Source organism: Demequina sp. NBRC 110056 (assembly GCF_002090155.1).
GTDB lineage: Bacteria > Actinomycetota > Actinomycetes > Actinomycetales > Demequinaceae > Demequina.
In genome coordinates, this window is the sequence record NZ_BBRM01000002.1 from 935,063 (window position 1) to 949,353 (window position 14,291).

A 14,291-nucleotide genomic window follows, 5' to 3' on the forward strand; every position below is an offset into this window, starting at 1 on the left:
CTACTCTCCTGCCGATCCAAGTCCGAAGAAGCGTTCGAAGTAGGTTCCGAGCTTTTCGATCACGCGTTGCTTCTTCTCGCCGTGGCCGCCGTCAGCGCTGAAGCGTGAGGCAGGCGGCAGGACTTTGGTGATCGCAGTACCGCTGGTGCGGATGGCTCCGTCGCGGAAGGCGGTGTCGATGAACTCGCGGGTGCGGTCGGCGCGGAGGTTCTCGTCCGTGATGATCGCCGCGAGCTCGGCTTCACGGCGTGCTGCGATGAAGGTCTGCCATTCGTCGTCGATCGATCCGTCGACGGTGACGCGCTCCACGAAGTCCTCGATCAGGTCGCGCTTGTTGCGCAGCGACGGGCTGGCGTCGACGGCACGAGAGATCTCCGCGCGCAGTTCCTTGTCATCACCGTCGCCGTAGGCGGCGCGGTACTTCTCGACGAGCATGAGGATGTAGTCGACGTTGATCTCGACCTGCTTGATCAGCTCGATCTCGAAGACGATGTCGTCGTTAATCGCTTCCTTGTCAGCCTTGTCCTTGTCACGGAACTCGGCGTAGAGGTCGAGGTAGACGCTGCGGAAGTCCTGGGCTTGGCGATCGGTGAGGATCTCGTTGCCGGCGAAGTCGTCTAACGAGGTCAGGATGTTGGTCAGGCGCAGGATCGCGCCGAACAGTGCGATGAAGTCCTTCTGGGCGGCCTCACCGATGATCTGCTGGCCGAGTGGGAAGCGGTCGAGGAGTTCGGTGACCTTCTCGGCGTAGTCGGCGTAGTAGTCACCGTACGGTTTGAGGAGCACGATGCCGCGGGCGTCCTTGTTGCCGAACAGCTCGAGGGCTTTGTTGGTCTCCTCTTCGAGGTCGCGGAAGGCGATGATGTTGCCGTAGGTCTTGACGGAGTTGAGGATGCGGTTGGTGCGCGAGTAGGCCTGGATCAGGCCGTGAGCGCGCAAGTTCTTGTCCACCCACAGGGTGTTCAGCGTGGTGGCGTCGAAGCCAGTAAGGAACATGTTGACCACGATGACCATGTCGAGCTCGCGATTCTTCAGCCGCTGGGAGAGGTCCTTGTAGTAGTTGCCGAACTTGTCGGCGCTCGTGTCGTAGCTGGTGCCGAACATCTCGTTGTAGTCGGCGATCGCGATCTCGAGCTGGGTGCGTGCATCGTTGCTCAGGCGATCGGTGTCGAACGCCTCGTCATCCAAGGTCGTGTCGTCGACGGCGTCGTTGGCTCCGTAGGAGTAGATCATTCCGATCTTGAGCCGCTGCGCCTCGGGAAGGTGCCGCTGGGCCTCGTGGAAGGCGAAGTAGTAGCGCGTCGCGGCGTCGATCGAGGCAGTCGCGAAGATGGCGTTGAAGCCGCGCACACGCTTGCGTTCGCGGATCGCTTCGGCCTGACGGCGAGCCCGGGTGGACTCGTGGACGTTGGTCACGACCGAGTGCTCGTAGCTCGAGGACCGTTTGGTCTTCTGCTCGAAGTGGGCCAGCGTGTAGTCGACGATCTGGGTCATGCGCTCGGGAGCGAGCAGCGCACGCTCGGTGTCGATGGCGGAGACCTGGGCGTCTTGGACGTTGCCGACCTTGATGGTATTGACGTAGTCGATGCGGAAGGGCAGCACGTTCTTGTCGGTGATGGCGTTCACGATCGTGTAGGTGTGGAGCTTGTCTCCGAAGGCCTGCTCGGTCGTCTTCAGCTGCGGGTTCCCGCCGGAGCCAGCATTCACGGCAAAGATCGGAGTGCCGGTGAAGCCGAACAAGTTGTAGCGCTTGAACGCCTTCGTGATCGCCGAGTGCATGTCACCGAACTGGGAACGGTGGCACTCGTCGAAGATCAGCACGATGTGACCCGAGTAGATCTCATGACCCTTGTTGGCGGCGATGAAGTTCGCGAGCTTCTGGATCGTGGTGATGATGATCCGCGCATTCGGGTCCTCAAGCTGCTTCTTCAACACTGCGGTCGAGGTGTTCGAGTTCGCGGAGCCCTTCTCGAAACGGTCATACTCGCGCATGGTCTGGTAGTCGAGGTCCTTGCGGTCCACGACGAACAACACCTTGTCGACGCTGTCCATCTTCGAAGCGAGTTGCGCGGTCTTGAACGACGTGAGGGTCTTGCCCGAGCCAGTCGTGTGCCACACGTAACCGCCAGCAGCGGTGGTGCCAAGAGGCTTGTTGTTGCCCGGTGTAATCGAGATGTCGATGCGCTGCAAGATCCGCTCGGTCGCGACGATCTGATACGGCCGCATCACCAGCAGCAGCCGGTCGGCGGTCAGGACGCAGTAGCGGGTGAGGATGTTCAGCAGGGTGTGCTTAGCGAAGAACGTCTTCGCGAACGAGGTCAGATCGGTGATCGGCGTGTTCTGCGCATCCGCCCACCACGACGTGAACTCGAAGCTATTGCTGGTCTTGCGACCCTTGCCCGGCTTCGTCGCTTCCTTGAGGTGCGCGCTACGCGTGGTGTTGGAGTAGTACTTCGTCAGCGTCCCATTCGAGATCACGAACAGCTGAACGTACTCGAACAGGCCGGAGCCAGCCCAGAAGCTGTCGCGCTGGTAGCGGTTGATCTGGTTGAAGGCCTCACGAATGTCGACACCGCGTCGCTTGAGCTCGATGTGAACCATCGGCAGTCCGTTGACCAGGACCGTCACGTCGTAGCGGTTGGCGTAGTTCGCACCACCCTCGCCGCGGTCGATCTCGTACTGGTTGATCACCTGCAGGCGATTGTTGTGGACGTTCTTCTTATCCAACAGCGTGATGTTTTTCGTGGAACCATCGTCACGCTTGAGGACCTGGACGTGGTCTTCCTCGATGCGGACCGTCTTCTCGACGATGCCGTCGTTCTTGCCGGCCACGCTCGTGGTGAAGAACCGCTCCCACTCGAGGTCGGTGAAGTTGATGCCGTTGAGCGCCTCGAGCTGGGTGCGAAGGTTGGCGACGAGCCGCTCCTCCGATGTAACCGGCAGGTACTCGTACGCCTGCGACTCAAGAAGCCCAATCAGTTCCTGCTCAAGAGCAGACTCCGACTGATACGCCGACTGCGACGCTGGGTCCGGAACGTACTCGGCAACGACCGTGCTCTCGGCCGAGACCGCGATCGGATCGTACTTGCGTGGAAGGGCCTCGCTCATGCTGTGACCTCCTCAAAGGTCAGCAACTTGTCGCGGTAGAACTCGTACTGCTTGCGACGTGCAGCCGACTCGGCGGACAGGCTGGCGCTCACTTCATCGATGAGTGACTTCAGTTGGTCAAGCAGTCGCGCGGCGCGACGCTGCTGGTCAATGGGCGGAACTGGTACAAGCAGGCCTGTCACCTGAGACTTGCTGAGGTGAGTCTGATCTGCTCCATTGTCGTATTTGAGGAGTCCCGGGTTTCGGTCGAGAACATGAAAGAGGTACCTCGGGTCGGTCATTTCGGGATCCTTGACGCGAATCCGCGCCACTCGCTGATTGATCGCGTACCCGTTGGCTCGGTCAACATAGAACGTCCGAGCCAAGGCGCGACCGTTGGGGAGGTCGCTTAGGACTAGCGCGATATCGCCGGCATCCGCAGGCATTAGGACATCTTGCGCGCGGACGAATCGGTTCGCCTCACCATTACGCGACACAAACCGCGCTGTCACCATCGGGACTGTACCGTCAGGATCGGCAAGCTTCTCGTGGGCCTTCCCGTTTGCGTAATCGGCGATCTCATTCAACGGGACCCCGCCAGAGTTCGGGTCGAGCGTGAGCAGAGCTGGACGGTAGTAGGCGTACTGCTGTTTGCGGGCTTCCAGTTCCGCCTCCAGCGTCTCTTCCAGCTCCGCCTCCAACCGAGTGAACCGATCCAAGACTCGCACGATCTCCCGCTGCACTTCCAGCGGCGGCACTGGGACTCGAATTCGAAGCAACGCCTGGTTGGTCATGCCTTTGACGATCGTCCCGTTGCCCACGACACGAATCGTCTTGAAGTGGTAGGTCAAGAAATACGGGTCCACCAAATCCGTCAGGTGCAAGCCGCGGAGATCCTGATTGATCGCAAGATCTCTCTCGACAACCCGCATCGCGCCAGGCGCGATCTTTACAGCCACAACGACCCACCCGGCGGGAACCAAGCTGGTCGAGCTACCTTCTAAGCCGGCTGAAGTAATCGTTTGTCGCGTGGAAGCGATCGACACCTTCGTGGCGGTGACGTCTCCTACCGAAGCCCACGGAATGCCGCCATTCCAGTACTCGCTCCGAGACCGCGAAGGGGTTCCACCGCCAGAATTCTCTACAACACAGTCGCCGAGGGGCATGAAAGGCACTCCTCGAGGACAAAGTTCTCGCATCAGTTCGTCGATGCGACTCACTTGGATCCCTCCAGGTCGGCCACGATGGCGTCGATGGAGGTGCGCAGTTCAGCCTGTCGGGCGACGATGCGGGCGATCTCGGAATTGAGCTCGGCGATGTCGACGGTTTCGCGGGTGTCTTCAGCTTCCACGTATGACGACACGGAGATGTTGTAGTCGTTGGACGCGATGTCTTCGTTGGACACGAGCTTGACGGCGTAGTCTTTATCGACGCGGTTCTCAAGTGCAAGCAGGATGTTCTGCTGGTTGTCTGAGGTGAGCTTGTTCTTGTTGCCGACGCGCTTGAACTCGTCTGACGCATCGACGAAGAGCACAGCGTTGTCAGACTTCGACTTCTTGAGCACGATGATGCAGGTCGCGATCGGTGTTCCGAAGAACAGATCCGGCGGCAGTTGAATGACTGCGTCGACATAGTTGTTGTCGATGAGGTACTTGCGGATCTTTGCCTCGGCACCGCCGCGGTAGAGCACGCCCGGGAACTCGACGATCGCTGCCGTCCCGTTCACTGCCAGCCACGACAGGATGTGCATAGTGAAGGCCAGGTCGGCCTTCGACTTCGGCGCCAGCACACCGGCAGGAGCGAAGCGCTCGTCATTGATCAGGAGCGGGTTGGCATCGCCTTCCCACTTGATCGAGTACGGCGGGTTGGACACGATCGCCTCGAACGGCTCGTCGTCCCAATGCTGCGGGTCGATCAAGGTGTCACCGTGCGCGATGTTGAACTTTTCGTAGTTCACGTCGTGCAGGAACATGTTGATGCGTGCGAGGTTGTACGTGGTCAGGTTGATCTCCTGGCCGAAGAATCCGCCGACGTTCTCCTTGCCGAGCACCTTCGCGAACTTCAGCAACAGCGAGCCGGAGCCTGCGGCCGGGTCGTAGACCTTGTTGACGCGCTTCTTGCCCGCGACGGTGATGCGGGCGAGCACCTCGGAGACTTCTTGTGGCGTGTAGTACTCACCGCCGGACTTGCCGGCCTGAGAGGCGTACATCTGCATGAGGTATTCGTAGGCATCGCCGAAGAGGTCGATGGTGTGGTCGTCGAAGTTGCCCAGCGGCAGGTCGCCGATCGCGTCGAGGAGCTTCACGAGCTTCTGATTGCGGTTGGCGACCGTGTTGCCGAGCTTGGAGCTGTTGACGTCGAGGTCGTCGAAGAGGCCCTTGAGGTCACCTTCGCTGTCGGTGCCGAGCGCCGATCCCTCGATGTCCTTGAACACACGCTCAAGGGTCTCGTTGAGGTTCGGGTCGTTCGCTGCATTGCGGCGGACGTTCTGGAACAGGTCCGAGGGAAGGATGTAGAAGCCCTTCTCCTCCACCGTGTCCTTGCGACCGAACTCGGCATGGGCATCGGGAAGACGGGCGTAGTCGAAGTCGGTCTCGCCGGCCTCGTGCTCAGCCTTGTTGATGTAGGCGGTGAGGTTCTCGGAGATGAACCGGTAGAAGAGCATGCCGAGCACGTACGTCTTGAAGTCCCAGCCGTCGACGCTGCCGCGTAGGTCGTTCGCGATGCGCCAGATGGTCTTGTGGAGCTCGGCTCGCTGCTGGTGGCTGGTCACACTTCCCTCATTTCTTAACGGCGTCCATTGCCGCACGATCGAGACTAGCGCTGAGCACCGACACGGAAGGTGAGCCGCACGGGGCTCGCCCTGCCGCTCCTTAGGATGCTTGGGAAGTGCCGTGAGCCCGCTCAGTGCACGCCATTGGCGACAATCCGTGACGACTGCCGAGGATCCGCCACCAGGAACCGAAATCGAGATCGTCGCCGACGGCGACGGTCTGGCACTCATTGGCGACGCGACCGCCATCGACCGGTTTCTCGGTGCCCACAACGTCCCTGCCCGAGAGATGGAAGTCCGCCGCGTCAGCAAAGCGGCCACCACCGCATCGGCCGTAGCAACCACGGGCAGTCAGATCGCGGAAAGCTCAGGCCGGTGGATCAAACTGACCGAGAAGTCAGCGCAAGCGCTCAAGGTCAGCGACACCATGACCGGCTCAGCGCCCGGAGTCAGCCGCGCAGTACTCACCCACAACGGCAAGGTCTCGGGGATACTCGAGTTCGCCACGACCTCAGGCCGCACCCTCGCGAACCCCGCGGTGCTCACCGGCGTGAGCGGACTCATGGCGCAAATGGCGATGCAGCAGGCCATGGACGAGATCACCGACTACCTCAAGGTGTTCGACGCCAAGGTGGACGACGTGCTGCGCGCCCAGAAGGACGCGGTGCTCGCAGACATGATCGGCGTGGGCGTTCAGCTCGAGGAAGCAGTGTTGGTGCGCGACCAGGTGGGGCGCATGCCGGAGATCAACTGGTCGAAAGTGCAGGCCGCGCCCGGCGCTATCGCGCGCACGCAGGCGCACGCGCTCAGGCAACTGGATGCGAAGGCCGAGAAGCTGGAGCGAGCGAAGACCGTAGGCGACATCGCAAAGGCCACTCGCGATGTCGAGCGCGACGTGGAGGAGTGGCTTGCGGTGCTTGCGCGGTGCTTTCAACTGCAGGATGCGCTCGGTGTGCTCGAACTGGACCGGGCGCTGGACGCTGCGCCTGAGGAACTCGACGACCACCGCACTGCCTTGCGGGCAGCCAGGTCGGCGCGCCTCGCAACGATCGGGCGGGCGACCGAGCGGGTTGTCGAGCGCATCGGCGCTGCGGCCGGCGTAGCGAATGCGAAGGTGCTGCTGCACCCCACGGCGGCGCGCACCGTCGTGGCGTCCGGCAACGAGGTGACCTCCGCGGTGGCGGGCCTCCACGAAGTGCTGGGCATCGGGCTGGCCGGTGACGGCGTCGAGGCACGCCGCTGGAGCGCGGCGGCCACTGACGTACGCGACCGCGCACTCGAGACGGGTGCTCGCGGGGTGAGCGCTGCGCGCGAAGTGGGCAGTACCCAGGCTGGCCGTGCTCGGGCCGCCGGCGGCAAGGTCGCTGCCGAGGTTGCGGAGCGTGCTCGGAAGCGGCGCGAAGGTGGCGAGTGATGTGCGCAATGAGGCGCGACCAGATCAGTCCCGCAGAACCTCAGGACGTTTGTTGAGGTGATGCGCGAGGCCCACCATGTCCGGATACGTCGATGACGTGCGAATGCCGCACCGGCGCTCGGACGGGAGCCAGCACTCCGTCACGAACGTCCGTCAGCTCGAGCCGCTGCACCGGCCTGGCGATCCTGGCCGGCGCGGGTCCAGAGTCACCTTCCGGCGGCTCATAGAGCCGCAGTTGGTCGACACCGGCGAGGAGGAACGAGGAACGGACGGGAGCCTGCCAGGCTGTTAGCGAAGAGACAGGGGAACCCATGAGCGCTCACTCGCCCGTTGCCGACGACCGCGAGCCCATCACGCACCTCGAGTTGATTGCGTTGCAACGGCTCTACCTGGACGCGCGCTACCGCGAGGACCACAGCGCGGCTGCGAGCATCCAAAACCTGTTCCAGGCCCGTGCCAAAGAGTTCGCGGTGGGGCGGTCTCTGGCCGACATCATGGGTCCCGTCGACGAGGACGGCGAGACGTACGACACGTACCTCGGCACCCACGACGATCCCCCACCGGCGCCTCCCTCCGAGTGCTTCGAGTCTCGCCTCAGCGCTGCAGAGCGCGCGCGGTGGCTGCGGGCGCATGCCCAGGACGACGCCGACTGGACCGACGACGAGATCCTTCTGGCCATGGGCTCAGGGTTCAACTAATCAGACTTCGTCCACCATCTACACCACCTGCTAAGGAGCACTGACTCTTGTCTACATTTGGATTGGAAGCCATGGGGGACGAGCGCGTCCGCATCGCTGCTTCATGGGACCTTGCCGCTCGGGTCGTCGGCATCGACCCGACGTCACGAATCTACGAGTATCACCCAGCCGGGGGAATGTACGACTGCCTGGCGATCGGCCGCGAGGGACTGCACATTGACATCAACCGCAACGGCTCCGTCCATGCTCACGTAAGCGACGGCGGTCCAGCGATGGGCCTCGTGCCACTGGAGGACTGGCCACGCGCAGCAGCGTCGGCGGCCGGCACGAAGGCCCTCGTCGACGTGGTCGTCGCCCACTGCCGACTCGACGCAAGCAAGAAGCCCTCGCGTGCGCCTTGGCCTCTGACCTACGAGGTCATCGCACGCGTACTTGCTAGCCGCATATTTGACTCTGCAGTGTGGGACTGCCGGATCCAATGGGTGGACACCTCCGGCTACTACGACGGCCCACCGTTGAAGTTTGGGGCGCCGTCGCCCGAGACTTCGACAATCCCACCGACGGAGTTTTGGGCAATCATGCGCGGCGAGACTCCGGTCGCGTACCTGTGGAACGGCTGGGCTTGGAACGGTGTCGGCGAGCGGATCAACCTCGCTGCGCGTTTCGCGCGTGGCGACTCGGTCGACTCTCTTGCTCTCGACATCGTGAACCGTTCTGGGGTGAAAGCCTCTACAGAGCTGCCACAGGTTCGCGTGCAGGTCGCCGAGCCCGCGTTCTCGCCCCCACCGATGATGCACCACTGAGGCGCGCGTGACGTCACCCGTCGTCCTCCACATCGCCCACGCGTCGCGGGTGGTGCCTGCCGATGCGCGGGCGGCGATCGTCCTCTCGGAAGCCGAGCTCGAGCGAGAGCTGGACCACATGACCGACTCGTTCACGGACGTCATCGCCCGACGGACGGCCGATGTGGTGGGTGCGTCCGGAGCTCTCACGCCTGTGGTGGTGGAGGCCCCCGTCTCGCGATTGGTGGTCGACGTCGAGCGCTTCACGGACGGCTCGGAACCGATGGAGGCCGTCGGCATGGGGCCGGTCTACACCCGCACGCACGACCAGCGGGTGCTGCGAGCGACCGTCGATCCCGCTGTACTGGACCGCTACTGTCACCCGCACGCCCAAGCCGTCGAGGACGCGGTGACGTCGGCGCTCGCCAAGCATCACCACGCTGTGGTCATCGATGTGCACTCGTATCCCAAGGATCGACTGCCCTATGAGATGTCGGCGGCGGATGCCGCGCGACCCGAGATCTGCATCGGCAGCGATGCAACCCACACCCCGCCGTGGCTACTGGCCGCGGCGCGCACGGCGTTTGCTGGCTTCGAGGTGGGTCTCGACTCGCCCTTCGCAGGAACCTACGTGCCGCTGCGGTACTACAGGGTCGAACCTCGAGTGGTGTCGGTCATGGTCGAGATCCGTCGGGATCAGTACGTGGACGAGGAGGCCGATGAGGTGCACGACGGGCTTGCACGCGTGGTCGACGCCCTCGCTGCACTCTGTAGGGCAGCCGGGCGATCCGAGAAGTCGGGCCGACCGCTTTCCGGGTGACGTGCGTTTCGCGCGAGGTCGATGGTGGGCCGGCGAGGCCCGCTGGCTCAGACACAGGAGGTGCGCCAGCAAGGACACGACCCGCGCCAGCCCCCTTTCAGACGGACGAGAGTCCCGGGCGCGGTCCGTGCCCCGCGGCTATCGTTCTCAAAGACCAACAAGGAGATCTCGTGGCGAAGTACTCAGTGACACAGTCGGCGGTGACGCAGCTCCTGGCTGACGTCAGGAGCGACAAGATCGCGATCCCCGAATTGCAGCGGCCGTTCGTATGGGACAGCGTCAAGGTTCGCGACTTGATGGACTCCCTTTACAAGGGCTACCCCGTGGGCTATCTGATCACATGGCAGTCGGTCGGAGCCAAGCTCAAGGGCGGTCAGGTCGCCGCCCACCAACAGATCCTCATCGATGGTCAGCAACGCATCACCGCACTCCGAGCGGCGGTCGCGGGGCTCAAAGTTGTCAACAAGAAATACAAGTCGGTGCGGATCGTGATCGCGTTCAACCCGATCACCGAGGAGTTCGCCACCGCGACTCCCGTGATCCGGAAGAACCCTCAGTGGATCGCCGACATCAGTGAGTACTTCAACTCCGACTCACCGTTGTCGTTCGCGCGCCAATACTTGGAGCGCAACGAAGACGTTGACGCTAAGGCGTTCGAGGCAAACCTGGCACGGCTTGAGGGGATCAAGAACGCGCAGATCGGCATCATCGGCCTTGCAGACGATCTCGATGTCGAGACAGTCTCGGAGATCTTCATCCGCATCAACTCCAAGGGGGTTCCTCTGAGTTCTGCGGACTTCGCGATGAGCAAGATCGCGACCTACGGGGATCGTGGCCGCAACCTGCGCAAGCTGATCGACTACTTCTGCCACTTGGCCGTGGCTCCTCACGCTTACGAAGACATCAGCGAGAACGACGCAGAGTTCGCAGCAACGCCGTACCTGAATGCGATCGCGTGGCTGAAGGATGAGGCCGAGGACCTCTACGACCCCGCCTACGGCGACATCATCCGCGTTGCGGGGCTCGTCGGCTTCAGCCGAGGCAAGGCCTCCAGCATCGTCAGCGAACTCTCCGGGCGCGACCCAGAGACGCGCAAGGTAGACGAGGACCGCATCCCCGTTGCTTACGACAAGCTCGAGCGAGCCTTGCTGCAGATCGTCAACAACTACCACTTCGACAACTTCCTCATGCTGATCAAGTCCGCCGGCTTCATCGACGCTGGCATGGTCAATTCGAAGAACGCCCTCAACTTTGCCTACGCGCTCTACCTTCGCCTCAGAGAGGACAAGGCTTTGAGCGAAGGAGAGCGGAAGCGCATCGTCAAGCGGTGGTTCGTCATGTCAATGTTGACCGGGCGGCACTCGGGCAGCTTCGAGTCCCGTTGGGAGCAGGACATCCGCCGCATCGGGGAACAAGGTCCTGCAAACTACCTGCGTCAGATCGAGGAATCGGAACTCTCGGACGCCTTCTGGGCGGTCTCACTCCCTGCAGACCTGGAGACAACCAGCACCGCAAGCCCGTTCTTCCAGACCTTCCTCGCCGCGCAGGTCGCTAACCACGCACGCGGGTTCCTCTCGAAGGGCATCACTGTCGCAACGATGAGCGAGCACTCCGGGGATATCCACCACATTGTGCCCAAGGACTACTTGCAGAAGAACGGCTACCCCGATCGTGGCGACTACAACCAGGTCGCGAATTACGCCCTGACAGAGACGGCTATCAACATCAGTATCAGCAACAAGCCACCGATGCAGTACATGTCGGATATTGCGGATCAGGTGAACTCCGGCGTGCTCACGCTGGGTGAGATGACCGATGCTGATGATCTCGCGGAGAACCTGCGTGAGAATGCCATCCCATCCACCATCGGCGAGACGACCGCGGAAACCTACAAGGAATTCCTTGGGCTACGACGGAAGCTGATGGCCGCGACTATTCGCGACTACTATCAGGCGCTTTGATGCGGCCACAAACCTCGCCCGCCTTGAGGCAAGCGCACGAACGGTAGTGACCGCCATGACCAAGATCGACGTCTCCTTCAACTTTCGGTCCGATACACCCGGCGGGCTCGACCCCGATACGTACAGCCCAACGCTGCGCGAGTATCACCAGGTTCTCTGGAGCAAACCGCTTCCGGACGGACGCGACTTCGGCCTTGCACGCGGCACCGACTCGTACCTCCACCACAAGTCCGAGGTCGGTGAGTTCTGGCTCGCAAGCGACACGGTCATTCCGGACTTCATGCGCGAGAGTCGGCTTCTATCGATAACCTCGCGTCTCGATCCCGACAGCGTTGCAGCGTTCGACCACCTGGGCTACACGATCGGCGGCATGATGCTCTTCCCTGGCGAACGCCGCGAAGGGAAGATGACCATCAATGGCGCGCGAGGGTTTCACCCACGCATCAAGGACAGGTTCGATCTCACCGTCGAGTGCATCCGCAGACACTATCGCGGAGAGGACAGCCCTCTTGCCGAGCCCCTCGCGCGCTACGCGGACTTCTTCGAGACCTTCGGTGACTTCGACGGGTTCGTCGACTTCTTCTTGCTCGAGGACCTCGTCGAATCCGGAGTCGTCAGGACCTTTCTTCCGTTTGAAGACTTCGACCGGTCCCCACTTCCCCGGACCTACGACGAGTACCTGACGTATCGCGACAACGCCTCGGAGTTCCTCCGCGCGAGGAACGCGCGGATCGCGGCTTGGGCATCGACCCAGAAACCGGTTTAAGCGGAACGCGCTTCCTGTTCTAACCCCGCGCCCGAGATCTCCCCCGATCTCGTCGCTGCCGCTCGCGATCTCGCGATCTCGCGATCTCGCGATCTCGCGAACACTCTGCCGGTCTGCACGACAGCGGCGACTACATGGACTCTGCGCTCTTGGTGGAACTCGATCCCTCGACTGCGGAGCGGCTCAGGGCGAAGCACTCCGAGAGTTGGACGTCCTCGGGCGCTGCTCGGCATGGCGAGGTGTTGGATTGACCACAATCGAGGCCAACCTCCCTGCTGAAGCCCCACATTGTCGGACGCCGCCGCTAGGCTCGCGGCACCGCGGCGATCGCCGTGTTGGGGCCGCGGCGACGGGAGTCGGGCATAGTCCGGCGTGCTGAGGGGAAGAGGAAGCTCGATGAGGATCGTCCTGCGCGTGGTCGTGTCGGTTGTGCTGGTCATTGCGGGAGCCGCGGCGGCGCTCTGGGCCGCGAGCGCATTTCCGCAGTTGTCGCCATTCGCCGAGACCACAGAGACCCAGGACTCGCAAGTGGTCAATGCCGTCAACCGAACCGAGCAAATCGCTCTCGTGAGTCTCGGGATTCAGGGCATCACCGAGACTAGAGAAAGCAGTGAGCTGTTCGGGTTCGCCGTTCCGGGAAGCGAGCGCGTCGCCTTTATCCAGTACTCGTTCAATGCAAAGCTCGGCCTCGATGGCGAGGACGTGTCGGTGACGCCGACTGGCGAGAAGAGTTACTTGGTCGCCATGCCGGAGTTCATCTTCATCGGTCACGATGACATCGAGTTCAGCTCGGCGGTAGAAGACAATGGCGTGCTGAGTTGGGCAACTGCGGACATCGACCCGCTGGAGGTGGTCAACGATGTGCTCGACAACGACGCTCAGGCCGACTATCTCGAGGCGAACGAGGAGTTGCTCCAAGAGCAGGCCGAGGCCTTCTACCGCTCCATCGTCATGAGCGTCGATCCCGAGATCGACGTCGCGTTCGAGTTCGCGAACTGACGATTGCACGACCGCCCGATGGACACGGAAACCTTCGCCATCTCCCGCTGGAAGCGCTACGGCAAGGACCGCGCCTACATCGCCGATGCGCACGGCACGCAACTCGGGTACGCGGACCTGGCAACGGGCGAGCTCTCGCTCGAAGAAGGCTGCAATTCTCGTGCGATCGCTTCAGCGCTGTGGGAGTGGTGCGCGGAGCAGGACATTGAGCTGCTGCGGCCACCGAACCCAGGGCTAGGTGACGCGACAACCGAGGCGACAGGAGACGCGGGCCCGGCAATCGCATCGGCCGTCGCACCCGAGAACCCTTCTAACAACGAGCCAAAGGCCGCACCTCAGCCGGAGTGGACGGACCTCGCTACCAATCGCCCCGGGGAGGGCGTACGCCAGCTCGCGAACGAGGAGTGGGCCGCCGCCAAGGGGCGATCGAGAGTCTTCTCGACCCTGAATCGCTACGTGTTCGACAGCCACACAGACGAGCGCGCTTGGCGCAAGGGAGCCGAGGGCGAGGAGTTCGTAGGCGACAAGCTCAACAAGCTCCGCGAGAAGGGCTGGCACGTCCTGCACAGCGTGCCGGTCGGCAAAGGCGACTCCGACATCGACCACATCGTCATCGGCCCGGGCGGTGTGTTCACCGTCAACTCCAAGAAGCACGACGGCAAGAAGATCTGGGTCGCCAAGTACCAGATGCGAGTCAACGGGCAGCCTGTTCCGTACTTGCGCAACTCGCGGCACGAGGCCACCCGAGCAAAGCGCTTGCTCGAGGCACATCTCCCCTTCGAAGTGCCAGTGATGGGCTGCGTGGTGGTGCTCACCGGCTCGCTGATCCCCGAGGTCACGTATAAGCAGATGCCCGATGACGTGTGCGTCCTCGACAAGTGGGACGTGCCGCGCTGGTTCAAGAAGCGGCCAGCGGTGCTCGATCCGGACCAGGTTGCCTCCCTCTTCGAGGTCGCGCGCAGGTCGACAACGTGGCGTTCGGCGCCCTAAG

At 62.6% G+C, this 14,291-nt stretch carries 11 protein-coding genes; 8 read left to right on the plus strand and 3 right to left on the minus strand.

Going from position 1 to position 14,291, the window contains the following annotated elements; translation table 11 throughout:
- Genes B7K25_RS04390 through B7K25_RS04400 form a run of 3 tightly spaced genes read right to left on the minus strand, consistent with a single transcriptional unit; the run spans position 1 to position 5,860 of the window.
- On the minus strand, positions 1 to 3,108 hold the full coding sequence (locus B7K25_RS04390; protein WP_084104450.1) for a type I restriction endonuclease subunit R: 3,108 nt from the start codon (positions 3,106 to 3,108) through the stop codon (positions 1 to 3).
- Entirely contained in the window at positions 3,105 to 4,286 is a 1,182-nt protein-coding gene (locus B7K25_RS04395) for a restriction endonuclease subunit S (RefSeq protein WP_371328281.1), read from the minus strand. Before B7K25_RS04395 ends, B7K25_RS04390 begins: the two co-directional genes overlap by 4 nt.
- A gap of 17 nt (positions 4,287 to 4,303) precedes the next feature.
- Positions 4,304 to 5,860 (minus strand): type I restriction-modification system subunit M, encoded by a 1,557-nt coding sequence (locus B7K25_RS04400; RefSeq protein WP_084104452.1) that lies wholly within the window; start codon positions 5,858 to 5,860, stop codon positions 4,304 to 4,306.
- 157 nt (positions 5,861 to 6,017) lie between these two features.
- On the opposite strand from B7K25_RS04400, the gene B7K25_RS04405 reads away from it, so the two are divergent.
- From B7K25_RS04405 to B7K25_RS04440, 8 genes are all read left to right on the plus strand, one after another.
- Positions 6,018 to 7,274: a hypothetical protein gene (locus B7K25_RS04405; protein WP_084104453.1), complete on the plus strand. Its 1,257-nt coding sequence runs from the start codon at positions 6,018 to 6,020 to the stop codon at positions 7,272 to 7,274.
- Between the two features lie 311 nt (positions 7,275 to 7,585).
- Entirely contained in the window at positions 7,586 to 7,972 is a 387-nt protein-coding gene (locus B7K25_RS04410) for a hypothetical protein (RefSeq protein WP_084104454.1), read from the plus strand.
- Positions 7,973 to 8,043: 71 nt separating this feature from the next.
- On the plus strand, positions 8,044 to 8,775 hold the full coding sequence (locus tag B7K25_RS04415) for a hypothetical protein (RefSeq protein WP_084104455.1): 732 nt from the start codon (positions 8,044 to 8,046) through the stop codon (positions 8,773 to 8,775).
- Between the two features lie 7 nt (positions 8,776 to 8,782).
- Positions 8,783 to 9,574, plus strand: coding sequence for an N-formylglutamate amidohydrolase (locus B7K25_RS04420; RefSeq protein WP_084104456.1), 792 nt, complete (start codon positions 8,783 to 8,785; stop codon positions 9,572 to 9,574).
- A 170-nt stretch (positions 9,575 to 9,744) separates the two neighbouring features.
- Positions 9,745 to 11,535: a DUF262 domain-containing protein gene (locus tag B7K25_RS04425; protein ID WP_084104457.1), complete on the plus strand. Its 1,791-nt coding sequence runs from the start codon at positions 9,745 to 9,747 to the stop codon at positions 11,533 to 11,535.
- 55 nt (positions 11,536 to 11,590) lie between these two features.
- Positions 11,591 to 12,301, plus strand: a complete 711-nt coding sequence (locus B7K25_RS04430) for a hypothetical protein (RefSeq protein WP_084104537.1) — start codon at positions 11,591 to 11,593, stop codon at positions 12,299 to 12,301.
- Positions 12,302 to 12,697: 396 nt separating this feature from the next.
- Positions 12,698 to 13,300, plus strand: a complete 603-nt coding sequence (locus B7K25_RS04435) for a hypothetical protein (RefSeq protein ID WP_084104458.1) — start codon at positions 12,698 to 12,700, stop codon at positions 13,298 to 13,300.
- Positions 13,301 to 13,303: 3 nt separating this feature from the next.
- Positions 13,304 to 14,290, plus strand: a complete 987-nt coding sequence (locus tag B7K25_RS04440; protein ID WP_200807833.1) for a nuclease-related domain-containing protein — start codon at positions 13,304 to 13,306, stop codon at positions 14,288 to 14,290.
- Position 14,291: the final 1 nt, after the last annotated feature.